Here is a 20,877-nt window from a genome sequence, read left to right on the forward strand (position 1 = left end):
TCACGGTATGTGAGCCATCTCCCGAGGAGCCGACCATGACCTGGAAGTCCCTTCCGAACCGCGGCGAGACCCTGCGCGCCGTGACCGCCGAGGCCGACCGCCGCCTCGACGGCATCCTGCCCACCGACGTCGAGGGGGTGTCCGACACCTTCCCCGACGACCTGGCCCTGCTCGGCGCGCTCCAGCTGCGCTGGCACGCGCGCCTCTCCGGCCGGATCGAGCGCGAGCTGCTGCTCCACCAGCCGATGGACCTGGAGGCGGCGGTGGTCGCTGCGTGGCGAGCGGCCGCGGCCGACCTGCCCGGCACCCGCGCGATCATCGACCGGCACCGCGACCACCCGACCGACGAGGCGATGGCCGCCGCCGTCGCCAAGGCGACGGCCAAGGAGCACACCATGCTGGCGGTCGCCGCCGGCCTGGCCGGCCCGCAGGACGCGGCCGCCGCGCGGATCGGTGCCCGCCTCGAGTCCGACGCGCGGGCGACGTACGTCGTGCCGCAGCGGGTGCGTGCGCCCCGGCGACGCGCGACCTTCCTCGACCGCCTGCGCTCGGTCCTCGCCGCCTGATCCCGGTGCCGCTCTTCCGGGGCGGTGCGAGGATGGGTCCATGACCGAGCTGGGCGCGGGGATGCTGCTCGTGGCGACACCCGCGCTGGTGGACCCCAACTTCGCCGCCACCGTGGTGCTGATCCTCGACGCCGACGAGGAGGGCGCGCTCGGCGTCGTCCTCAACCGGCCGTCGCCGGTGCCGGTCTCCGAGGTGCTGATGCCCTGGGACGAGGTGGCGAGCGAGCCCGAGGTGCTCTTCCTCGGTGGCCCGGTCGGCACCGACGGCGCCCTCGCCCTCGCCCTGCTCCGTGCGGACGAGTCGCCGGTCGGCTTCCGGAGCATCGTGGGTCGCCTCGGCCTGCTCGACCTGGACACGCCGGTCGAGCTGCTCGGTGCCGGTGTCGAGCAGCTCCGGATCTTCGCCGGGTACGCCGGTTGGGGTGCCGGCCAGCTCGAGGGCGAGATCGAGGAGGGCAGCTGGTACGTCGTCGCCGCCGAGGCCCCCGACGTGTTCCGGTACGACCCCGTCGACCTCTGGCGCGACGTGCTCCGCCGCCAGCCCGGCGACCTGGCCATGCACTCCACCCGGCCGAGCGACCCCGACCTCAACTGAGGGTCGAGGGTCCCCGGGTCGGCAGGGTCAGGATCTCGGCGCCGTCCTCGGTGATGGCGATGGTGTGCTCGCTGTGTGCGGTCCGGCAGCCGGTCGCGCTGCGCAGCGTCCAGCCGTCCGGGTCGGTGACCAGCTGGTCGGTGTCGGTCATCACCCAAGGCTCCAGGGCCAGCAGCAGGCCCGGGCGCAGTCGGAATCCGCGTCCGGGGCGGCCGGTGTTGGCGACGTGCGGGTCCTGGTGCATGGTCGAGCCGATGCCGTGCCCGCCGTACTCGGTGTTGACGGCGTAGCCGGCCTGGGCGAGGACCGTGCCGATGGCGTGGGAGAGGTCGCCGACGCGGGCCCCGGGACCGGCGGCGGCGACGCCGGCGGCCAGGGCGCGCTCGGTCGTCTGGATGAGCCGCAGGCTCTCGTCGGTCCGGGCGGTGCCGACCACGAAGCTGATCGCGGCGTCGGCGGCGACCCCGTCGAGGACGACCGCGAGGTCGAGGGTGAGCAGGTCGCCGTCGGCGAGGGTGCGGTTGTGGGGTCGTCCGTGCAGGACGGCGTCGTTCACGGCGGTGCAGACGTGGTGGCCGAAGGGTCCGCGCCCGAAGGAGGGGGCGTAGTCGACGTAGCAGGACTGCGCGCCCGCCTCGTCGATCAGCCGCGCGGCCCACCGGTCGAGGTCGAGCAGGTTCGTGCCGACCGTCGCGCGGGCCCGGAGGGCCTGCAGGACATCGGCGACGAGGGCGCCGGTCGTGCGGGCGCGCTGCACCTTCGCGGGGCTCAGGATCTCGATCATGGGGTCGCCTCTCGCTGGCATCCAATAACTATCCCGGCCATGTTATCCCAGTACAGATATCCCGGTACTACTATCGGATCCATGGTCCGCCTACCCCTCACTCCTGCCGAGGTCGAGCGCGGCCGCCGCCTCGGCGCCCTCCTGCGCCGCGCCCGAGGGGACCGGTCGATGCTGCAGACCGCGCTCGCTGCGCGGATCTCCCCGGAGACCCTGCGCAAGATCGAGTCGGGTCGGGTCGCCACCCCGGCCTTCACGACCGTCGCGGCCGTCGCCGCGGTGCTCGACGTGTCGCTCGACACGCTGTGGGCCGAGGTCGACCGGAACGACGCGCAGGACGCTGCCGCGACGGGGTAGCGCTGGGACGCGGGGTCGGTTCCACGGCCCCGACTGCCGTACCCTGGGGCCGTGAGCACCATCGGATTCGGGACCGGCACCGCCGTCGACGAGCGGGTCCGCGAGGATCGCCGTACCGTCCCCACGGACGACGGCGACCACGAGCGGTTCTCGCACTACGTCGACAAGGACAAGCTCACCGAGGCGATGGTCATGGGCACGCCCGTGGTCGCGCTGTGCGGCAAGGTCTGGGTCCCTAGCCGCGCGCCGGAGAAGTACCCCGTCTGCCCGGACTGCAAGGAAGTCTGGGAGTCGATGAACGGCGACGACGGCTCGGGTCCCGCCGAGTGACCGGGCGTCACGAGGACGCCGACGCCCCCCTGCCCACCGCGCTGACCCCGGCCTGGCCGGAGCGTGCGGCGTGGGGCACGGCCGGTTCGCTGCGCGCCTGGCAGGCGGCGGCGATGAAGAAGTACTTCGACGAGCAGCCGCGCGACTTCCTCGCGGTCGCGACGCCGGGCGCCGGCAAGACGACGTTCGCGCTGTCGGTCGCGGCCGAGCTGCTCGGGCGCCGGATCGTCGACCGGCTGATCATCGTCGCGCCCACCGAGCACCTGAAGACCCAGTGGGCCGAGGCGGCCGCCCGCGCCGGCATCCCGATCGACCCGACGTACTCCGCGGGTAAGGGCAAGACCTCGGCCGACTACGTCGGCGTCGCCGTGACCTACGCCGGCGTCGCGGTGAACCCGCTCGCGATGCGGATCCGCGCCGAGCGGTTCAAGACCCTGGTCATCCTCGACGAGGTCCACCACGCCGGCGACGCGCTCTCGTGGGGCGAGGGCGTCCGCGAGGCCTTCGAGCCCGCCACCCGCCGGCTGTGCCTGACCGGCACCCCGTTCCGCTCCGACATCAACCCGATCCCGTTCGTCACCTACGTGCCGGGTCCCGACGGGATCCCGCGCTCGGACGCCGACTACTCCTACGGGTACGCCGACGCGCTGGCCGACCACGTGGTCCGTCCGGTGCTGTTCATGGCCTACTCGGGCGACATGAGCTGGCGCACCCGCGCCGGAGACGAGATCGTCGCCCGGCTCGGCGAGCCCCTGACCAAGGACCTCACCAACCAGGCCCTGCGCACCGCGCTGGATCCCAAGGGCTCCTGGATCCCGTCGGTCCTGGCCGCCGCGGACAGCCGGCTCACCGAGGTGCGCCGCCACGTCCCGGACGCGGGCGGGCTGGTCATCGCCACCGACCAGGAGTCGGCCCGGGCGTACGCCGGCACGCTGAAGCAGATCACCGGCGAGTCGGCCACGATCGTGCTGTCCGACGAGAAGCTGGCCTCGAAGCGGATCGCCGAGTTCAGCGGCAACGACAAGCGGTGGATGGTCGCGGTCCGGATGGTGTCGGAGGGCGTCGACGTACCCCGCCTGGCGGTGGGGGTCTATGCGACGACGACCTCGACGCCGCTGTTCTTCGCCCAGGCCGTCGGTCGCTTCGTGCGCTCGCGCTCGCGCGGTGAGACCGCGTCGGTCTTCCTGCCGAGCGTGCCGGGTCTGCTCGGGTTCGCCTCCGAGATGGAGGTCCAGCGCGACCACGTGCTCGGCAAGAAGGTGCGCGACGAGGACGACATCTTCGCGGCCGAGGACCGGCTCCTGGAGCAGGCCAACCAGGGGGAGTCGGCCTCCGACGAGCTGAACCAGTCCTTCGAGGCGCTCGGGTCCGAGGCGCGCTTCGACCGGGTCCTCTTCGACGGCGGCGAGTTCGGCCACGCGGGCGAGGTGCACGTCGGCTCCGAGGAGGAGATGGACTTCCTCGGCATCCCCGGCCTGCTCGAGCCCGACCAGATGCGCCAGGTCCTCCAGCAGCGGCAGACCGACCGGGCCAAGAAGCAGAAGACCGCGATGTCGGCCCGGGCGGACGCCGCCCGGGAGGCGGTGGACGAGGTCGCCGAGGTGGCCACCCACGAGCAGTTGGCGGTGCTGCGCCGCGAGCTGAACGGGCTGGTCGCCGCCTGGTACCACCGCACCGGCACGCCGCACGGGATGACCCACGCTCGGCTGCGCAAGGAGTGCGGCGGCCCCGCGGCGGCGGTCGCCAACGCCCAGCAGCTCGCCACCCGGATCGACCGGGTCCGCGAGTGGGCGATCAAGAAGACCTCCTAGGCCCGGCTCTCACCAGTCGAGATGCCCCTGGGGGTGTCGCGGTCGCGGATACCGACGGTATGTCAGACTCGTGCGCATGCCCGCCGAGACCTCTCAGACCCTCGACCGCGGTCTGCGCGTCCTCTCGGTGCTGGCCGGGTCGCCCGGCGGCTTGACCGTCACCGAGCTGGCGGCGCGGCTCGAGGTCAACCGCACGGTCGTCTACCGACTGGTCAGCACGCTCGAGCAGCACGCCCTCGTCCGCAAGGACGCCCGGGGTCGGCTGCACGTCGGGCTCGGCGTCCTGCACCTCGCCTCGGCGGTCCAGCCGGCCCTGCGCGACGTCGCCGTACCCGTGCTGCGCCGGCTGGCCGAGGAGGTCGGTTGCACGGCCCACCTCACCGTCGCCGACGGGGAGGAGGCGCTCGCGCTCGCGGTCGTCGAGCCCTCGTGGACCGACTTCCACGTCAGCTACCGCGTCGGTGCGCGGCACCCGCTCGCGCAGGGCGCGGCGGGCAAGGCGATCCTGGCCGGTCGCGAGGGGAGCGTCGTCAGCGCGGAGGAGCGCGAGGCGGGCTTCGTCGTGACGACCGGCGAGCTGCAGCCCGGCGCCCGCGGGATCGCGGCGCCGGTCCGCGGCATGGACGGCTTCGAGGCCAGCGTCGGGGTGGTGACCCTGGGCGATCTCGACGCCGCGACGGTGGGGGCTCACGTGCTCACCGCCGCGGCCGCGCTCAGCGACCAGCTGGCGTCGTCGGCCTGACCAGCGGCAGCGTGCGGTAGCCCACCTGGGTGGCCAGCGCGATCACCGTCGAGGAGCGCGTGATCGCCGCGTCCGAGAGGACCAGGTCGATCACCCGCTGCAGGTCGGTGTTGCTGCGGGCGACGACGCGCACCCACAGGTCGCCGGCCCCGGTGATGGTGTGCGCCTCCAGCACCTCGGGGATCCGCGCCAGGTGGGCGCCGACGGCGTCGTGGCCGCCCCCGCCGGCAGTGTCCTGGCGGATCTCCAGGGTCAGGAACGCCGTCACCGGGTAGCCCAGGGCCGCGGGGGAGAGGTCCGGCCCCCAGCCCGTGACCACGCCGGTCGCCGCGAGCCGGTCGAGGCGGGCCTGGACGGTCCCACGAGCCACGCCGAGCCGCCGGGACGCCTCAAGCACGCCGACCCGCGGCTCGGCGGCGAACAGCTCGACCAGCCGAGCATCCAGATCGTCCACCGGTCGGCCTCCTGGGTCGTCGCAGACTGGACAGGTTGTCCAGCCGGTCGTCGTACTGTTGCACAGGATGCGTGACGGCGGTCACGCTGCGCCCATGACGCTGACACCGGACGAGATCAGGGCCGACCTCACCCACGACCAGCTGCGCCAGCTGGTCGGCCTCGTGGAGTACGACGCCGCGGGCGACGTCTTCCCGGTCACCGGCTGGGACGCGATCGTCTTCGTGGTCGGCAACGCCACCCAGGCCGCGCACTACTACCAGTCGGCCTGGGGCATGGAGCTGGTCGCGTACGCCGGCCCCGAGACCGGTCAGCGCGACCACAAGTCGTTCGTGCTCAAGTCGGGCTCCATCACCTTCGTCCTCAACGGTGCGGTCGACCCCGACAGCGCGCTGGCCGATCACCATCGCCGGCACGGCGACGGCGTCGTGGACATCGCCCTCGAGGTGCCCGACGTCGACCGCTGCATCGCGCACGCCCGCTCGGTCGGCGCTCGCGTGGTCCGCGAGCCCGAGGACGTGACCGACGAGTACGGCACCGTCCGCGTGGCCGCGATCGCGACGTACGGCGAGACCGTGCACACCCTCGTCGACCGGAGCCGGTACGACGGTCCCTACCTGCCCGGTTACGAGCCCCGCAGCGGGGGCTGGGTCGCGCGCGATGGCCAGCCGCTCCGGATCTTCCAGGCGCTCGACCACGTCGTCGGCAACGTCGAGCTCGGCCACATGGACGAGTGGGTCGACTTCTACCACCGGGTGATGGGCTTCGTGAACATGGCCGAGTTCGTCGGCGACGACATCGCCACCGACTACTCGGCCTTGATGAGCAAGGTGGTCGCGAACGGCAACCACCGGGTGAAGTTCCCGCTCAACGAGCCGGCGGTCGCCAAGAAGCGCTCGCAGATCGACGAGTACCTCGAGTTCTACCGCGGTGCCGGCGCCCAGCACCTCGCCGTCGCCACCGGCGACATCCTGGCCTCGGTCGACGCGCTGCGCGCCAACGGCGTGGAGTTCCTCAACACCCCGGACTCCTACTACGAGGACCCCGAGCTCCGCGCCCGGATCGGGGAGGTCCGGGCTCCGATCGAGGAGCTGCAGAAGCGGGGGATCCTGGTCGACCGCGACGAGGACGGCTACCTGCTGCAGATCTTCACGAAGCCGCTGGGCGACCGGCCCACGGTGTTCTTCGAGCTGATCGAGCGGCACGGGTCGCTCGGCTTCGGCAAGGGCAACTTCAAGGCGCTCTTCGAGGCCATCGAGCGGGAGCAGGACAAGCGGGGGAACCTCTGAGCCGGGGTGCTCAGCCCGTGACGAACCGGGCGTCGACGCTGGCCGAGACCGCGATGTCCTCGGGCGTGAACGACAGGCCGTCGGGCTCGGCCGCCTTCGCAGCGCGCGAGTAGGCGATCCCGGTCGCGCCGCTCTGGGCGCTGCTGTGGTCGCCGAGCATCCCGGGGTCGGCGAGGGCCACGCAGCGGACCGGTCCGAGGTCGAGGGCGTCGGCGTACTCCTGGGCCTTGCGGCGGGCGTCCTCGACGGCCCGGGCCCGCACGGACTGAACGGCGCCCCGCTTGGTCTGCTCGGTCAGCGCCCACTCCAGGCCGTCGATGCCCACCCCGGGGTACGTCGCCGCCGCCTCGACCCAGCGCGCGAGCTCCTCGAAGTCGCGGAACTTGGCCCGGGTGGTGGTCTGCGCGTGGTGGACGAGCGGCTTCTGCTCGCCCTTGTCGTTGAACGGCCGGCGCGACCAGACCCGCAGCCGGTCGGTCGCGAGCCAGGTGACCGGACCGGCCTCGGGGTGATGCCGCAGCCGGATGCCGGCGACGAGCTTGTTGGTGCCGTCGGTCGTGCGGGCGACGACCGCGGCCCGCTCGGGGCCCTCGAACCCGACCGAGACGGTCACCGTCGCCCGCTCGGCCGGGTGGAACGCGTCGTGGCTGCCCTGGACGGTGATCACGGTCTCCGACATGCGCCCAGTCTGTCAGCCCCGGTCAGGCCAGGTCGCCGACCAGCTCGGCGTCGGCCTCGGCGGGGGAGTGCGGCGCCGGCGCGCCGTGCAGGGCCCGGTCGATGGTGCGCGAGCCGGTCGCGACGATCACGACGCCGACGGCGACCGCGGCCGCGCCGAACCAGAACGGCGCGTGCACGTCGACGTGCTCGGCGAGCTTCAGCGCCACGAACGGGCCGAGGGCGCCGCCGGTGAACCGCACGAAGGAGTACGCCGCGGACGCGACCGGACGCTCGACCGGGGCGGCGCCCATGACGGCCTCGGTGACCAGGGTGTTGGTCACGCCGAGGAAGGCCCCGGCCACGACGATGCCGACCGCGACGGCCGCCTGGTGATCGGCGAGCACCGCCATCGCCGCGAGGTCCAGCGCGAAGAGCGCCAGGACGGCGGTCAGCGACGGCAGGGTCCCGAAGCGGCGCTGCAGCACGGGGGCCACCGCGACGGAGAAGACGGCCAGCAGGATGCCCCATCCGAAGAACGTCCAGCCGATCTGCATGATGTCGAAGTCGGGCAGCGCGAACGGCCCGGCGGCCATCAGTGTGAAGAAGCCCAGGTTGTAGAAGATGGCGACCAGCGCCAGGAGCAGCAGGGCCCGGTGCTTCAGCGCCCGGAACGGGTCGGCCAACGACGTACGGCGTCCGCTCGGCGGGGTGCTCGGCAGGAAGAACGCGGTCGCGAGCAGGGCCAGCGTCATCAGCACGGACACGCCGAAGAACGGGGCCCGCCAGGAGTGCTCGCCGAGCAGGCCGCCGAGCAGCGGGCCGGACGCGATGCCGAGGCCGAGGGCGGCCTCGAACAGGATGATCGCCTGGGCGACCGACCCGCTCGACGCGCTGACGATGGTGGCCAGCGCGGTCGCGACGAAGAGCGCGTTGCCCAGACCCCAGCCGGCGCGGAAGCCGATCACGGCGCCGACGCTGCCCGAGGCGCCGGCCAGGCCGGCGAAGACGATGATCAGGACCAGGCCCGCGAGCAGCGTCCGCTTCGGGCCGATCCGGCTCGACACGACGCCGGTGACGAGCATCGCGATGCCCATCACGGCCATGTAGCTGGTGAACAGCAGCGACACCTGGCTCGGCGTCGCCTCCAGCTGGGCGGCGATCTCCTTCAGGATGGGGTCGACCAGCCCGATGCCCATGAAGGCGATGACGCAGGCGAAGGCGACCGCCCAGACGGCGCGGGGCTGCTTCAGGAGCGGGGTGCTCTCGGCTGTGCTCTCGGCTGTGCTCGCGGGGGTGGTGCTCACAGGTGTCCTCTCTCGGGGGTGGGGTCGAGGACGCTGCGCAGCACGGCGACCGCCGTGGCGAGGTCCTCGGGGGAGTGCCGGTCGAGCGCGTCGAGCCGGGCGGCCACTGCCTCGCCGTTGCGGCGGCGGACCCGGGCCAGCTCGGTGCGACCGGCGTCGGTGAGCCCGATCAGGCTGCTGCGCGCGTCGTCGGGGTGCGGCTGCTTGTCGACGAGGTCGCGCGCCAGCAGGTCGCGCACCGCGGCGGTCGTGGTCGGCTGCGAGGTCCGGTCGGCCGCGGCGAGCGCGGTCACCGTGCTCGGACCCAGCTCGTCGAGGATCGACAGCAGTCGCAGGCCGGCCGGCAGCTCCGCGCTCCGCCGTACGGCGCGGACCAGGCGGGCCGCGTAGGTCACCAGGTCGCTGGCCAGGTCGATGTCGGTGCTCACGCCTTCCGACGATACATAGGAAGACTATGTAAATCCAGGCGGGGGTTCCCGGCCTTTCCCGGACGTTCCCGGGGGACGCGTTGCCCGGGAACGTCCTACTTCCCCGGTGATCCGGGAAAGTAGGACACCACGCTCAGAACGGCGGCCGCCCCACCCCGGCGACCCGCAGCCGCCCCCACGGATCGACGTCGGAGAGCCGCCCGTCGGCGCTGCCATGGGGCGTGGTGACGGTGACGACGGCGCCGGAGGAGAGGTCCACCGGTGCGAGGCGGCCGTACCAATGGAACCGCCCGTCGATGGGCTCGAAGTGACCGCGCAGGACGGCGGTGGTCTCGACCGTGCGGTCGCCGGCGACCACGGTGACGGCGCCGTCGTACTCGTCGTGCTCGTGCTGGGGCGAGTCGGGCATCACGACCTCCGGGTGATCGGGGAGACGGAGTCCGGGACCAGGCCCGGTGCGTCGAGGGCGGACAGCGGGACGCCCAGCTCGGCGGCGGTGCCCTCGAGGGCGTGGAAGACGAAGGCGGTGAGGTAGCGGCCGACGGCGGTGCGGGTCATCGTCTGGCGCGACAGCCACCACTCGCCGGTGGCCAGGCCGAGGCCGACCAGGCCCTCGGCCCAGGGCTCCGCGCCGGCGGCATCGACGCCGAGCTCGCGCAGGGTGTCGCCCAGGACTCGGGCGAAGGTGGCGGCGATCCGGGCCTTGCCGTCGGCGAGCGGGTCGCCGTGTCCGGCGCGGTGGCGGACCAGCAGCAGGAACACGTTGGGGTGCTCCTCGATCGCGCCGAGGTAGGCGTCGACGCCGCGCTGGACCCGGTCGCGGACCGACGCCTCGGTGAGGATCGCGGCCAGCAGTCGATCCATCACCTCGTCGGCGCCCCACTGGCCGACGGCCGCGTAGAGCTCGTCCTTGTCGGCGAAGTAGCGGTAGAGGACCGGCTTGCTGACCCCGGCCTCGGCCGCGATAGACGCGACGCCGACGCCGGGTCCGTGGGCGTCGATCGCGCGGACGGCGGCGTCGACCAGCTCGGCTCGCCGTACCTCCCGGTGGGCGTCCCAGCGCGACGAGCGGCCGTCGGGGGCCTTGCCTTCACGTGCCATGTGGGTCAGTCTAGTCATAGCCGTTACCGCCAGTAACAGTTAAGAGTGGTAACACCGACCCCAGGGAGTCCCATGGCCACCGTCGACGCCGTCCCCGACCGGCTGCTCAAGTCCAGCGCCCGCCAGTCCTACGACCCCGAGGTCGACCTGGACTGGGACGCGCCGCTGGTCGACGGGCTGTGGTTCATGCAGCCCGAGCGGGTCTCGCTCTACGGCACCCCGATGTGGGACGCGATGAGCGAGGAGCAGCGCATCGAGCTCTCCCGCCACGAGGTCGGCAGCATCTCCAGCGTCGGGCTGTGGTTCGAGCTGATCCTGATGCAGATGATGGTCCGCGATCTGTACGACGCCGACCCGACCAGCAGCCGGATGCACTACGCGCTGACCGAGGTGGCCGACGAGTGCCGGCACTCGACGATGTTCGGCAAGGCGATCGACAAGGTGGGCGTGCCGGCCTACGGGCCGGCGCCGCGGATCCACCGGCTCGGTCGGCTGATGAAGACCGTCGGGGTGGGCGTGTCGGCGTACGCCTCGATCCTGGTGGCCGAGGAGATCCTGGACCGCTGGCAGCGCGAGCTGATGAGGGACGAGCGGGTGCAGCCGCTGGTGCGGATGGTCTCGCGCATCCACGTGCTGGAGGAGGCGCGGCACATGACCTTCGCCCGCGACGAGGTCGAGCAGATGCTGCCCCGACTCAACCGGGTCCAGCTGGCCTGGCACCAGGCGATGCTCGCCCAGACGGCGTTCATGGTGGCCCGCGCCCTGGTCAACCCGCAGGTGTACGACGCCGTCGGGCTGGACCCGCGCGCCGCGCGTCGTACCGCCCTGGCCAACCCGCACTACCAGGACACGATGGCCTGGATGGGCGAGAAGGTGACCGGCTACCTCGACGACCTGGGTCTGGTCCCGGGGCACCAGCGCGGCCTGTGGCGCCGGTCCCTGCTGGTGCGCTGATCGGGACGCACGACGGGCCGGCACCCCGAGGTGCCGGCCCGTCGTGAGGGGAGTCGGTCAGCGCAGTCGGACCTGGAAGGCCAGCCGCGTGGCCGGCGACCAGCCGGCGGAGTTCTGCGCGGTCACGGACACCACGTGGCGGCCGTTGCGCAGCTTCGCGCGCGCCACGGCGAGCGAGCGCTGGTTGGCGCGGACCGTGCGGTTGACCAGCACCTTGTTGCCGCGCTTGACCACGATCCGGTAGGCCCGGACCGGCGCACCGCCGGTGACCCGGGGGGCCGACCAGCGGATGGTACGGCGGGCCGCGGCGCGGCTCCCGGAGACCTTGATCGTGCCGACCCGGCCCGGTGCCTTGATCGCGGGGACCGTCGGGGTCGGGTTCGGGGTCGGGTTGGGGGTCGGGTTCGGCGTGGGCTCCGTGGTCGGGTCGGTCGGCTCCGGGACGATCGGCGCACCGCTGGCGTCGGTGGTGCGGACCGTCTTGGTGCCGTCGGCCTTCTTGGTGATCACGACGCCGTCGTGGAACTTGCCGTCGGCGGTGCGGGCCTCGTAGCGGATCTTGTCGCCGTCGACGTCGATCAGCTGGTAGAGCTGGTTGAACTCGGAGGCCTTCTCGAGCTGGGCGCCGTTGCCGGTCCAGTTCTCGCCGGCGTTGAGCTCGTACATCTTCTGGCCGGAGACCGAGACGACGTACACGGTGCCGTGGTGCACGCCCGAGACGCCGGACGAGGCGTTCGTCATGTTGCCGCGACCGTAGGTGTGGTCGTGGCCCTGGAGGACCAGGTCGACCCCGTGCTTCTCGAAGATCGGGTTCCAGAGGTTGCGGACCACCTGGTTGTCGCGGGTGCTCGTCATGGCGAAGACCGGGTGGTGGAACGTCACGACGCTCCACTTGCCCGGGTTCTCCTCCAGCGCGGCGTCGAGGAACGCGGCCTGCGCCTGCATGGCCGCGGTGTCGCCGCTGGGGTTGGAGTTCAGGGCCACGAAGCGCACGCCCTGGTAGTCGGTGTAGTACGCCGTCTCCGGGTGGGCCGCGTCGAGGGCCGTGGGACCGTTCTTCGGGAACTCGAACTGCTTGTCCCAGTACTTCGCCAGCGCGCCGCTCTGGTACTCGTGGTTGCCGGGCACCGCGATGCTGTTCACGCCACCGTTGATCCAGCCGGCGGCGTCGAACCACTCGCCCCACTCGTTGTCGCGGTTCGCGACGTCGACCAGGTCACCGGCGTGCACGATCAGGTCGGCCTGCGGACGGTCGGAGAAGGCGCGTCGGAAGACGCGCGAGACGTGCTCGTGGACGTAGTTCTGCGCGTCGCCGTAGTAGATGAACGAGAACGGGTCGGCCTTGTCGGAGGCCGTCTCGAACTCGTACCAGGCACTCCAGTTCACGCCGTCGCCGACGCGGTAGAGATACTCGGTGTCGGGCGCGAGAGCCTCGAAGGTGACGCTGTGGAACTTCACCGGGAAGCCGAGGTCGGCCTGGATGGCCTCGACGGCGGGCGCGTTGACGGTCAGCGCCGCGCTCTCGAAGTCGGGGCCGGGGGCCATCGGGGCGATCTGGGCCTGGGCCGTCGAGACCTCGCTGCTGGTGCGCCAGGTGACGGACTGCGACGTGGCGGGGGTCGCCGTGGGCGTCAGGATGACGCGGTCGGGCAGAGCCGACGGAGCGTGCCGCTCAGCGTCGGGGTAGAGCACGGGGCCGTCGCTGGTCGCCTGGGTGGCGAGGCCGATGCTGAGGGCGCCGACGCCCACGATGGCGGCGGTGACCTGGGCCGCGAGCCGCTTGCCGGGCTGCGGTCGAGGGAGCTTCATGAAGGGGGGTTCCTTCCCGATCGAGAGGGGGTTGATCCGTTTCAACCTGTCGAGACGGGCTGAATGGTCGGGGCCGTCCGGCCACCAGCAGGTAAAGAGATTCCGAATTTCGGGCGCTGGGTCGAGCCGCCCCAGGTGTTCACCTCGACGTCGCCCGACCGTCGCCCATGGCTCGCATGACACGGCCCTCGGGCCCGTGTCATGCGGGGGTGCTCGACTCTCGAACCCGTCGCCCACTCGGCGCCGTCCTGCTCTCCGCCCTGTTCCTGGCCCTCGCGGCGGGAGGCTCGCTGCTGGCGACGCCCCCGGCCGCGGCCCACCCGTTCGGTCCGCCGTTGACCGCGCACCTGGTGCCCGACGACCGTCGTCCCACGCTGCTCTGGCACGGTGCCGAGGACGACTGGGTCGCCCTCGGCGAGGCGCTCGGCGTCTTCGCTGCGCCGGACGCCGAGCGGACCGGTGCCGAGCTGCTCACCGACTCCTCGGACGTGCGGGGCTACCTGGCCGAGAGCGTGCGGCTGCGCCAGGGCGACGCGGACTGCCGGAGCATCGCGGATCCGGGCGCCGACGTCGTCGAGAACGGCATGACCATCACCTTCGACTGTCCGCTGCCGCCGTCGGAGGACGAGCAGGTCGAGCTCACCCTGGAGCCGATGATCGACCTGAACCCGGCGTACCGCACGGTCCTGACCATCGAGGGCTCGGACACCAAGACCCTGTTCACGAGCGACGAGCCGACGCAGGCCGTCTCGGTCGCGCGGGGCGGTGTCGCGACGGCGGCGGTCGCGCTCGGGGGCGGGACGCTCGTGGTCGCGGCCGGCGCCGGGTGGTTCCTGCTGCGCCGGAGGAGGTCCTGATGGACGGCGCCAGCGGGGTCGAGGGCACCCTGGTCCGGATGTTCGACTCGGGCGGCTACCAACTGCTCGCCGCGCTGCTGGCCCTCGGCGTGGGCGCGCTGCACGCCGTGGCTCCCGGGCACGGGAAGAGCATCACCGCGGCCTACCTGGTGGGCGCGCGCGGCACCTATCGCGACGCCGCGGGGCTGGGCCTCGTGGTGGCCGCGATGCACAGCTTCTCCGCGGTGATCCTGGCCTCGGCCTGGGTGGCCGTCGACGGCTTCGCCGGGCTGGGCACCGAGAACGTCACCGGCGTGCTGCAGCTGGTGGCCGGCCTGGTGGTCGTCGGCGTCGGCGTCGGCCTGGTCCGCCGTCGGCGCAGCGGCCACGGCCACGGGCACGGCCACGGCCACGGGCACGGCCATGGCCACGGCCACGGCCATGGCCACGGGCACGGCCACGGCCACGAGTGGGGGCAGGTGGGCGTCCTCGAGGCCGTCGAGCAGGAGGGAAGCCCGTCGCCGTGGAGCCGCCGGGGGATGCTCGCGCTGGGCCTCTCCGGAGGCCTGGTGCCGTCGCCGACGGTCTTCCTGATCCTGGTCACCGGCCTGCTGACCGGCCGGACGGCGTTCGCCGTCGTCCTGGTGCTGCTGTTCGGGATCGGGATGGCCGTCACCCTGACCCTGGTCGGGGCGGTGACCATCCGCGGCGTACAGCTGGCGGGTCGGGTGTCCCGGACCTCGGTCGCCCTGGAGCGTGCCCACGCCGTGCTGCCGGTGGTGGCGGCGTGGACGGTCCTCGCGCTGGGGGGCGTGTACGTCGTCCTCGCGGTCCTGGCCCTGCGCTGATCCCGCTGCCATGATCCGGTCATGGCGACGTGGATCGGGTTCCTGCGGGCGATCAACCTGGGGGCGAAGCGCAAGTTCGCGAAGGGCGACATCGCGGCCGCGGTCGAGGGCGCCGGCTTCACCGACGTCGAGACCTACATCAACACCGGCAACGTCCGGTTCGCCACCACGATGCGCTCGCGTGCGCGGATCGAGGCAGCGCTGGAGCAGGCGTTCCGGGAACGCGCCGGCTTCGAGGTGCCGACGATCTGCTTCACCCAGGCCGAGCTGCGCGAGGTCGCGGCGCAGGCGGAGTCCTTCGGGCACGACGGCAGGCACTACGTGTCACTGCTGAAGGAGCCGCCGTCCGCGGCCGCCGTACGAGCGCTGGAGGAGGCGAGCTCTGCCGAGGAGGTCGCGAAGGTCGGTGGCCGGGCCGTGCACCTGCTGCTCGGGGAGAACTACCACGAGGCGAAGCTGACCAACGCGGTCGTGGAGAAGCAGCTCGGGGTCGCCACCAACCGCAACCTGAACGTCATCCGGACGCTGGCACAGAAGTGGTGCTGACCCGCGGCAGGGTGCGCAGCGACCGCGAGAGCAGCGTCGCCAGCGCGATCACCAGGTAGGCGATCCCGGCCACGAGCAGCACCCGGCGGATGCCGAGCGCCTCGGCGAGCGGGCCGAAGGCCAGCTGGCCGATCGGGATCGCCACGAACGAGCCGAGCATGTCGTAGGAGTAGACGCGCGAGAGCATGTCGATCGGCACGTGCTCCTGCATCGCGAGGTTCCAGCCGAGCCCGAACAGCTCGATGCCCATTCCGGCCAGCACCGCCACCAGCATCACCGGGACGGTGTGCGGGTAGGCGCCGAGAACGGCGATCGGCAGCCCGAAGACGGCGACGCCGAGCATCCCCCACAGCAGCGGGCGCTGCAGGGTGAACCGCATCATCAGCAGGGTCATCAGGAACAGGCCGACCGCCTCGGCCGACATGATCAGGCCCCAGCCGTGCTCGCCGATCTCCGAGTCCTTGGCCAGCACCGGCCCCAGCGTGTTCAGCCCGCCCGCGTGGATGGCGTTGAGGAGGCCGAAGGACAGCACCACGACCCACAGCCAGGTGGTGCTGCGGAAGTAGGTCCAGCCCTCGCGCAGCTCGACCAGCACGGACGTGGGTTCGGCCGCGACCGCCCGGGGCGGGATCCGGATCGGCAGGAGCAGGGCCGCCGAGGCGGCCCAGGTGGCGGCGTCGACCGCGAGCGCCCACCCGGGACCGACGGTCACGACCAGGGTGGCCGCGACGCTCGGTCCGAGGATGGCCAGCGCGTTGCGTGACATCGACGCCAGCACGTTGGCCGGCTGCAGCTGCTCGCGCGGCACCAGCTGGGGCAGCAGGCCGGCGAGGGCGGGCAGGCTGGCCGCCGAGACGGTGCCGTTGAAGGCCGACAGGACGACGAAGTGCCACAGCTCCGCCTGCCCGCTCAGCAGGAGTACGGCGAGCGCGCCCTGACTCAGCGCCGACAGCACGTTGGAGCCCTGGATGACCAGCGTGCGGCCGAGCCGGTCGGCGATCACGCCCCCGGCCAGCACGAAGACCACCATCGGGATGCTGTGCGCCGCCAGCACCAGGCCCAGGTCGCCGGGGGAGTCGCTGATCTCGAGCACCGCGAAGGCGAGCGCGACCGGCGCCATCGTCGTCCCGCACAGGTTCACCAGGCGGGAGAGGAAGTACCACCGGAAGTTGTGCTCGCGCAGCGGCGCGAGCGCCCGGATGTCGCGTCCCACGCCGTCGCCTCCCCGAAGTCCCGGGGAGTCTAGGGGGCGAGCTCCCGAGCAGAGGGCGCTCCCCGGGGGCGAACAGGTTGCGGGAGCGGCCCTCCGGGGGGATCGATGTCCCGTTCGCCCCCGGGGAGTGCCCCTCGGCTAGCGTCCCCGGAAGGTCGGCCGACGGCGCTCCACGAACGCGGCGACGCCCTCGGCGACGTCGGCGGTGCGGAACAGCAGCTCCTGCCCGGTCTGCTCGCGGTCGAGGGCGGCCTCCAGGCCGGCCAGGGTGGCGGCGTTCACGGCGCGCTTGGTGGCGGCGTAGGACAGCGGGGGACCGGCGGCGAGCCGCCCGGCGACCTTCTCGACCAGGGCGTCGAAGCCGTCGTCGGGGGCGAGGTGGGAGACCAGCCCGGCGTCGTACGCCTCGGCGGCGCTGAGCGGCTCGGCCAGCAGGGCCATCCGCATCGCGCGGGCCCGGCCCACCGCGGCGGCCACGGTCGCCGACGACCCGCCGTCGGGCATCAGGCCGACCCGGGTGAAGGCCAGCAGGAACGACGCGGACGGCCCGGCGACCTGGAGGTCGGCAGCCAGGGCGAGCGAGCAGCCGATGCCCGCGGCCACGCCGTCGACCGCCGCCAGCACCGGCTTGTCGCAGGCCACGACGGCCCGGACCATCCGGTTGGCGGTCGGCATGGTGTCGGCGTCGAAGCCCCCGCCGCCGGAGATGTCGGCCCCCGCCGAGAACGCCGGTCCGGCGCCGCTCAGCACGACCACGCGCACGTCGTCGCGGTGGTGGGCCGCCTCCAGCTCCGAGGCGAAGCCCAGGGCCATCTCGGTCGAGAAGGCGTTGAACACCTCCGGCCGGTTGAGGCGCAACCGCAGCACCCCGTCGGCGAGCTCGACCTCGAGGTCAGGCAACGCCGGCCCCCGCGTCGATCATCTCGGTCATGGCGGCCTCGCTGGTCGCGGGCGCGACGCCGGCGCACAGACCCGGCAGCAGCCGGACCGCGAAACCTTCGCGCACCGCGTCCAGGACGGTCGCCCGCACGCAGTGGTCGGTCGCGATGCCGCACACGTCCACGTCGCTGATGCCGTGGGTCCGCAGCCAGTCGGCCAGGGGTACGCCGTCCGTCGTACGGCCCTCGAAGCCGGAGTACGCCGCCGCGTGCTCGCCCTTGAGGAAGACGGCGTCGAACGGCTGGGGGTCGAGGTTGGGGTGGAACGCCTCGCCGTCGGTGCCGACCCGGCAGTGCACCGGCCAGGAGTCGACGAAGTCGGGCTCCGTCGACCAGTGGTCGCCCGGGTCGACGTGGTGGTCCTTGGTCGCGACGACGTGCGCGTAGTCGGGAGCGCCCGGCCGTCCCGCCTTCCACTCGTGGACCAGTCGGTTCACGTCGTGGGCGACCTGGGCCCCGCCCGCGACGGGCAGCGACCCGCCCTCGCAGAAGTCGTTCTGGACGTCGACGACGATCAGCGCACGCGTCATGGCTCGAGACTAGGGGGTTGCACGATCGAGGGTTCGACGCTCGGCGTGCTGGCCGCCGTGACCTGCTCGTCGAGGTAGCGCAGCACCACCGCGGCGACGGCCGCGGCCGGGACGGCCAGGAACGCGCCGATGATGCCGAACAGCGTGCCCCCGAGGGTCACCGAGAGCAGCACCACCACGGGGTGCAGCTGCATGCTCTTGGACTGCAGCCACGGGGAGAGCACGTTGCCCTCGATCTGCTGGACGGCCAGCACGATGCCGAGCACGATCAGCGCTCCGGTCGGCCCCTCGGAGACCAGGGCGACCAGGACCGCGACGCCGCCGGCGACGAAGGCACCGACGATCGGGATGAAGCCGCCGATGAACGTCAGGATCGCGAGCGGTACGGCGAGCGGCACGCCCACGATCAGCAGGCCGGCGCCGATGAGCACCGCGTCGATGAGGCTGACCAGCGCCTGGGTCCGGATGTAGCCGCCGAGGGTGCCCCACGACCGGCCCAGCACCGCCTCGAGGTGGCCGCCGGCCCGCTCACCGGCGAGCCGGGAGGTCCAGGGCAGGAACTTCCGGCCGTCCTTGAGGAAGAGGAAGGTCAGCACCAGGGTGACCACGGTGGTGACCACGGCGTTCGTGGCCGCCCCGACGCCGGTGAGCACCCCGCCCGCGATCTGGTCGCCGCTGCTGGAGATCCGGTCCTGGAGCGCCTGGATGCCCGCGTCGATCTGGTCGCGGGTGACGAAGTCGCTCGACTGCACCCAGTCCTGCAGCTTCTGGAGCCCGGCGGTGGCGTCGTCCACGATGTCGCCGGCCTGCCCGGCCACCAGCGGGGCGAGCGCGAACCCGAGCGCGATCAGCGCGGCGAGCGACCCGACCAGCACCGTGGCCGCGGCGAGTGCGGGGGGCAGGCGCAGGCGCGACTCCAGCGCGCGGGCCGGCGGCTCGAGCACGGTGGTGACGATCAGCGCGAACAGCACCGGCAGCAGGATCGACCAGACCTCGCGGACCACCAGGCCGACGAGGACGGCACCGACGAAGAGCAGGATCCACCGGCCGCTCCACGTGCTGACCGTGACGAGACTGCGGGAGAGGACCTCCCCGCGGGTCGGGGTCGCGAGGTCGACCGGCCGGTGCTGGGGACTGTCCATCGGGCCAGCCTGTCAGTCACCTGTCTGGATGAGCGACCTCAGGCGAAGAGAGTCGGGATGACCGGGTCTCCCTTGGACATCTGCTGGGCCGCGACGGGCAGCTCGGCGCGGGCGAGGAGATGGCGCTCGCGGGCCTTCTCGAGCGACTCGCGACCGACCACCTCGCCGCCGCGGACCAGCGGCACCAGCAGCGCGCGGTCGTCGCCGTCGTCCTCGGGCGGTGCGCCGATGCCGACGACCTCGGCCTCCGCCACGCCCTCGGGCGTACGACGCCGCAGCGCCCACTTGCGCCCGCCGACCGAGGTCTTGTCGACGCTCTTCTTGGCGACCGGCACCAGCGAGCCGTCGGCCCCCTCGCGGCCGACCAGCTTGTAGACGAACCCGCAGGTCGGGTGGCCGCTGCCGGTGACCAGCTGGGTGCCGACGCCGTACCCGTCGACCGGTGCGGCGGCGAGCGCGGCGATGGCGTGCTCGTCGAGGTCGCTGGTCACCACGATCCGGGTGTCGGTCGCGCCCAGGGCGTCGAGCTCGGCGCGCACCTCGTGGGCGAGCACGGCCAGGTCGCCGGAGTCCAGCCGGACCGCGCCCAGCTCCGGGCCCGCGACCTCGACGCCGAGGCGGACCGCCTCGCGGATGTCGTAGGTGTCGACGAGCAGCGTGGTGCCGCGGCCCAGCGACGAGACCTGCGCGCGGAACGCGTCGGCCTCGGTGTCGTGGAGCAGGGTGAAGCTGTGCGCGCTGGTGCCGGCGGTGGGGACGCCGTACCGCTGCCGGGCGGCGAGGTTGGACGACGTCGCGAAGCCGGCGACGTACGCCGCCCGCGCCGCCGCGACCGCGGCCTCCTCGTGGGTACGACGCGAGCCCATCTCGATGCAGGGCCGCTCCCCGGCGGCGGTGGTCATCCGCGAGGCGGCCGAGGCGATCGCGCTGTCGTGGTTGTAGATCGACAGCAGCAGGGTCTCCAGCAGCACCGCCTCGGCGAAGCTCGCCTCGACGACCAGCAGCGGGGAGTGCGGCAGGTAGACCTCGCCCTCCGGGTAGCCCCACACGTCGCCCGAGAACCGGTACGACGCGAGCCAGTCGCGGGTGGGCGCGTCGACGACGTCGGTCAGCACCTCCAGCACGTCCGCGTCGAAGCGGAACGCCTCGATCGCATCGAGCGCACGCCCGACACCCGCGACCACGCCGTACCGCCGGCCCTCGGGGAGCCGGCGCGGGAAGAGCTCGAAGACCGAGCGGCGGCGGGCGGTCCCCGAGCCGAGCGCGGCCTGGAGCATCGTCAGCTCGTAGTGGTCGGTGAGGAGGGCGGTGCTGGCGGTCGACACGTGCCCAGTGTGCCAACATGGTGGCGTGTCCTCCGCCCCCGTCGAGGTCGAGCCGACCCTCACCCCGGACGAGATCACCCTCCGTGCCAACCCGTGGGTGACGATCGTGTGGAACGACCCGGTCAACCTGATGTCCTACGTCAGCTACGTCTTCCAGAAGTACTTCGGCTATGACAAGAAGAAGGCCGAGAAGCTGATGATGGAGGTCCACGAGGACGGCAAGTCCGTCGTCAGCACGGGATCGCGCGAGGAGATGGAGCGCGACGTGCAGGCCATGCACGAGTACGGCCTCTGGGCCACGATGGAGAAGCAGGAGTGA

25 protein-coding genes are annotated in these 20,877 nt (G+C 72.6%); 12 read left to right on the forward strand and 13 right to left on the reverse strand.

Features of this window, described 5'->3' with window-relative positions; all coding sequences use genetic code 11:
* The first annotated feature begins 35 nt into the window (after nt 1–35).
* Together V7S47_RS03250 and V7S47_RS03255 are read left to right on the forward strand one after the other, a co-directional pair.
* Nucleotides 36–566 carry a hypothetical protein gene (locus V7S47_RS03250; RefSeq protein WP_336560233.1) on the forward strand — a complete coding sequence of 177 codons (531 nt, stop codon included), beginning with the start codon at nt 36–38 and terminating at the stop codon, nt 564–566.
* Between the two features lie 40 nt (nt 567–606).
* Nucleotides 607–1,161, forward strand: a complete 555-nt coding sequence (locus tag V7S47_RS03255) for a YqgE/AlgH family protein (RefSeq protein ID WP_336560234.1) — start codon at nt 607–609, stop codon at nt 1,159–1,161.
* Here V7S47_RS03255 and map read toward each other — a convergent pair.
* Nucleotides 1,154–1,945 carry a type I methionyl aminopeptidase gene (map, locus tag V7S47_RS03260; protein WP_336560235.1) on the reverse strand — a complete coding sequence of 264 codons (792 nt, stop codon included), beginning with the start codon at nt 1,943–1,945 and terminating at the stop codon, nt 1,154–1,156. The two genes, V7S47_RS03255 and map, sit on opposite strands and share 8 nt — an antisense overlap.
* An 81-nt stretch (nt 1,946–2,026) precedes the next feature.
* On the opposite strand from map, the gene V7S47_RS03265 reads away from it, so the two are divergent.
* From V7S47_RS03265 to V7S47_RS03280, 4 genes are all read left to right on the forward strand, one after another.
* Nucleotides 2,027–2,299 (forward strand): helix-turn-helix domain-containing protein, encoded by a 273-nt coding sequence (locus V7S47_RS03265; RefSeq protein WP_090850355.1) that lies wholly within the window; start codon nt 2,027–2,029, stop codon nt 2,297–2,299.
* Nucleotides 2,300–2,350: 51 nt separating this feature from the next.
* Nucleotides 2,351–2,629 (forward strand): DUF3039 domain-containing protein, encoded by a 279-nt coding sequence (locus tag V7S47_RS03270; protein ID WP_090850357.1) that lies wholly within the window; start codon nt 2,351–2,353, stop codon nt 2,627–2,629.
* Nucleotides 2,626–4,440 (forward strand): DEAD/DEAH box helicase, encoded by a 1,815-nt coding sequence (locus V7S47_RS03275; protein WP_090850359.1) that lies wholly within the window; start codon nt 2,626–2,628, stop codon nt 4,438–4,440. Before V7S47_RS03270 ends, V7S47_RS03275 begins: the two co-directional genes overlap by 4 nt.
* A gap of 76 nt (nt 4,441–4,516) precedes the next feature.
* The gene (locus V7S47_RS03280; protein WP_336560236.1) at nt 4,517–5,182 is read left to right on the forward strand and encodes an IclR family transcriptional regulator; all 666 of its coding nucleotides are present in this window, start codon (nt 4,517–4,519) and stop codon (nt 5,180–5,182) included.
* On the opposite strand, the gene V7S47_RS03285 is transcribed toward V7S47_RS03280, so the two are convergent.
* Nucleotides 5,154–5,636 carry an Lrp/AsnC family transcriptional regulator gene (locus V7S47_RS03285; protein WP_336560237.1) on the reverse strand — a complete coding sequence of 161 codons (483 nt, stop codon included), beginning with the start codon at nt 5,634–5,636 and terminating at the stop codon, nt 5,154–5,156. The genes V7S47_RS03280 and V7S47_RS03285 overlap by 29 nt on opposite strands.
* Before the next feature lie 94 nt (nt 5,637–5,730).
* On the opposite strand from V7S47_RS03285, the gene hppD reads away from it, so the two are divergent.
* Complete coding sequence (gene hppD, locus V7S47_RS03290) at nt 5,731–6,924, forward strand: 4-hydroxyphenylpyruvate dioxygenase (protein ID WP_336560238.1); 1,194 nt, start codon at nt 5,731–5,733, stop codon at nt 6,922–6,924.
* A 10-nt stretch (nt 6,925–6,934) separates the two neighbouring features.
* Here hppD and V7S47_RS03295 read toward each other — a convergent pair whose 3' ends face one another.
* The 5 genes from V7S47_RS03295 to V7S47_RS03315 form a co-directional block, all read right to left on the reverse strand.
* Nucleotides 6,935–7,603, reverse strand: coding sequence for an SIMPL domain-containing protein (locus V7S47_RS03295; protein WP_336560239.1), 669 nt, complete (start codon nt 7,601–7,603; stop codon nt 6,935–6,937).
* A 22-nt stretch (nt 7,604–7,625) separates the two neighbouring features.
* Nucleotides 7,626–8,888, reverse strand: a complete 1,263-nt coding sequence (locus V7S47_RS03300; RefSeq protein ID WP_336560240.1) for an MFS transporter — start codon at nt 8,886–8,888, stop codon at nt 7,626–7,628.
* The gene (locus tag V7S47_RS03305) at nt 8,885–9,316 is read right to left on the reverse strand and encodes a MarR family winged helix-turn-helix transcriptional regulator (RefSeq protein ID WP_336560241.1); all 432 of its coding nucleotides are present in this window, start codon (nt 9,314–9,316) and stop codon (nt 8,885–8,887) included. Before V7S47_RS03305 ends, V7S47_RS03300 begins: the two co-directional genes overlap by 4 nt.
* A gap of 133 nt (nt 9,317–9,449) precedes the next feature.
* Nucleotides 9,450–9,725 carry a DUF4873 domain-containing protein gene (locus V7S47_RS03310; RefSeq protein WP_336560242.1) on the reverse strand — a complete coding sequence of 92 codons (276 nt, stop codon included), beginning with the start codon at nt 9,723–9,725 and terminating at the stop codon, nt 9,450–9,452.
* Entirely contained in the window at nt 9,725–10,417 is a 693-nt protein-coding gene (locus V7S47_RS03315) for a TetR/AcrR family transcriptional regulator (RefSeq protein WP_336560243.1), read from the reverse strand. Before V7S47_RS03315 ends, V7S47_RS03310 begins: the two co-directional genes overlap by 1 nt.
* Nucleotides 10,418–10,489: 72 nt before the next feature.
* Between V7S47_RS03315 and V7S47_RS03320 the strand changes: the two genes are divergently transcribed.
* Entirely contained in the window at nt 10,490–11,371 is an 882-nt protein-coding gene (locus V7S47_RS03320) for an AurF N-oxygenase family protein (protein WP_090850374.1), read from the forward strand.
* A 57-nt stretch (nt 11,372–11,428) separates the two neighbouring features.
* Here the strand turns inward: V7S47_RS03320 and V7S47_RS03325 are convergent, their stop codons facing one another.
* A complete protein-coding gene (locus V7S47_RS03325) occupies nt 11,429–13,180 on the reverse strand; it encodes a fibronectin type III domain-containing protein (RefSeq protein WP_336560244.1) in 1,752 nt (583 codons plus the stop codon).
* 209 nt (nt 13,181–13,389) lie between these two features.
* Here V7S47_RS03325 and V7S47_RS03330 point away from each other — a divergent pair, with 209 nt between their 5' ends.
* The 3 genes from V7S47_RS03330 to V7S47_RS03340 are packed head-to-tail and all read left to right on the forward strand — an operon-like array spanning nt 13,390 to nt 15,410.
* Nucleotides 13,390–14,037, forward strand: a complete 648-nt coding sequence (locus V7S47_RS03330) for a hypothetical protein (RefSeq protein ID WP_336560245.1) — start codon at nt 13,390–13,392, stop codon at nt 14,035–14,037.
* Nucleotides 14,037–14,864: a cobalt transporter gene (locus V7S47_RS03335; protein WP_336560246.1), complete on the forward strand. Its 828-nt coding sequence runs from the start codon at nt 14,037–14,039 to the stop codon at nt 14,862–14,864. The genes V7S47_RS03330 and V7S47_RS03335 overlap by 1 nt, the downstream gene beginning before the upstream one ends.
* A gap of 21 nt (nt 14,865–14,885) precedes the next feature.
* Entirely contained in the window at nt 14,886–15,410 is a 525-nt protein-coding gene (locus V7S47_RS03340; RefSeq protein ID WP_336560247.1) for a DUF1697 domain-containing protein, read from the forward strand.
* On the opposite strand, the gene V7S47_RS03345 is transcribed toward V7S47_RS03340, so the two are convergent.
* From V7S47_RS03345 to V7S47_RS03365, 5 genes are all read right to left on the reverse strand, one after another.
* Complete coding sequence (locus tag V7S47_RS03345) at nt 15,379–16,623, reverse strand: MFS transporter (RefSeq protein WP_336560248.1); 1,245 nt, start codon at nt 16,621–16,623, stop codon at nt 15,379–15,381. The genes V7S47_RS03340 and V7S47_RS03345 overlap by 32 nt on opposite strands.
* 138 nt (nt 16,624–16,761) lie before the next feature.
* Nucleotides 16,762–17,523 (reverse strand): enoyl-CoA hydratase-related protein, encoded by a 762-nt coding sequence (locus tag V7S47_RS03350; RefSeq protein ID WP_336560249.1) that lies wholly within the window; start codon nt 17,521–17,523, stop codon nt 16,762–16,764.
* A complete protein-coding gene (locus V7S47_RS03355; RefSeq protein ID WP_336560250.1) occupies nt 17,516–18,091 on the reverse strand; it encodes an isochorismatase family protein in 576 nt (191 codons plus the stop codon). Before V7S47_RS03355 ends, V7S47_RS03350 begins: the two co-directional genes overlap by 8 nt.
* Nucleotides 18,088–19,233, reverse strand: coding sequence for an AI-2E family transporter (locus tag V7S47_RS03360; RefSeq protein ID WP_336560251.1), 1,146 nt, complete (start codon nt 19,231–19,233; stop codon nt 18,088–18,090). The genes V7S47_RS03355 and V7S47_RS03360 overlap by 4 nt, the downstream gene beginning before the upstream one ends.
* Before the next feature lie 38 nt (nt 19,234–19,271).
* Entirely contained in the window at nt 19,272–20,558 is a 1,287-nt protein-coding gene (locus V7S47_RS03365; RefSeq protein WP_336560252.1) for a nicotinate phosphoribosyltransferase, read from the reverse strand.
* Nucleotides 20,559–20,583: 25 nt separating this feature from the next.
* Here V7S47_RS03365 and clpS point away from each other — a divergent pair, with 25 nt between their 5' ends.
* Nucleotides 20,584–20,877, forward strand: a complete 294-nt coding sequence (gene clpS, locus V7S47_RS03370; RefSeq protein WP_090850396.1) for an ATP-dependent Clp protease adapter ClpS — start codon at nt 20,584–20,586, stop codon at nt 20,875–20,877.

It is taken from the genome of Nocardioides sp. CCNWLW216, from assembly GCF_037120545.1.
Classification (GTDB): Bacteria; Actinomycetota; Actinomycetes; order Propionibacteriales; family Nocardioidaceae; genus Nocardioides; species Nocardioides lianchengensis.

What these genes read in the sequence shown, in the direction of transcription:
- V7S47_RS03280 (WP_336560236.1), top strand. Translation starts at nt 4,517, where the DNA reads ATGCCCGCCGAGACCTCTCAGACCCTCGACCGCGGTCTGCGCGTCCTC.
- V7S47_RS03340 (WP_336560247.1), top strand. Translation starts at nt 14,886, where the DNA reads ATGGCGACGTGGATCGGGTTCCTGCGGGCGATCAACCTGGGGGCGAAG.
- V7S47_RS03265 (WP_090850355.1), top strand. Translation starts at nt 2,027, where the DNA reads ATGGTCCGCCTACCCCTCACTCCTGCCGAGGTCGAGCGCGGCCGCCGC.
- V7S47_RS03360 (WP_336560251.1), bottom strand. Translation starts at nt 19,233, where the DNA reads ATGGACAGTCCCCAGCACCGGCCGGTCGACCTCGCGACCCCGACCCGC.
- V7S47_RS03295 (WP_336560239.1), bottom strand. Translation starts at nt 7,603, where the DNA reads ATGTCGGAGACCGTGATCACCGTCCAGGGCAGCCACGACGCGTTCCAC.
- V7S47_RS03310 (WP_336560242.1), bottom strand. Translation starts at nt 9,725, where the DNA reads ATGCCCGACTCGCCCCAGCACGAGCACGACGAGTACGACGGCGCCGTC.
- V7S47_RS03250 (WP_336560233.1), top strand. Translation starts at nt 36, where the DNA reads ATGACCTGGAAGTCCCTTCCGAACCGCGGCGAGACCCTGCGCGCCGTG.
- V7S47_RS03355 (WP_336560250.1), bottom strand. Translation starts at nt 18,091, where the DNA reads ATGACGCGTGCGCTGATCGTCGTCGACGTCCAGAACGACTTCTGCGAG.
- V7S47_RS03320 (WP_090850374.1), top strand. Translation starts at nt 10,490, where the DNA reads ATGGCCACCGTCGACGCCGTCCCCGACCGGCTGCTCAAGTCCAGCGCC.
- map (WP_336560235.1), bottom strand. Translation starts at nt 1,945, where the DNA reads ATGATCGAGATCCTGAGCCCCGCGAAGGTGCAGCGCGCCCGCACGACC.
- V7S47_RS03335 (WP_336560246.1), top strand. Translation starts at nt 14,037, where the DNA reads ATGGACGGCGCCAGCGGGGTCGAGGGCACCCTGGTCCGGATGTTCGAC.
- V7S47_RS03255 (WP_336560234.1), top strand. Translation starts at nt 607, where the DNA reads ATGACCGAGCTGGGCGCGGGGATGCTGCTCGTGGCGACACCCGCGCTG.
- V7S47_RS03315 (WP_336560243.1), bottom strand. Translation starts at nt 10,417, where the DNA reads ATGGCACGTGAAGGCAAGGCCCCCGACGGCCGCTCGTCGCGCTGGGAC.
- V7S47_RS03325 (WP_336560244.1), bottom strand. Translation starts at nt 13,180, where the DNA reads ATGAAGCTCCCTCGACCGCAGCCCGGCAAGCGGCTCGCGGCCCAGGTC.
- hppD (WP_336560238.1), top strand. Translation starts at nt 5,731, where the DNA reads ATGACGCTGACACCGGACGAGATCAGGGCCGACCTCACCCACGACCAG.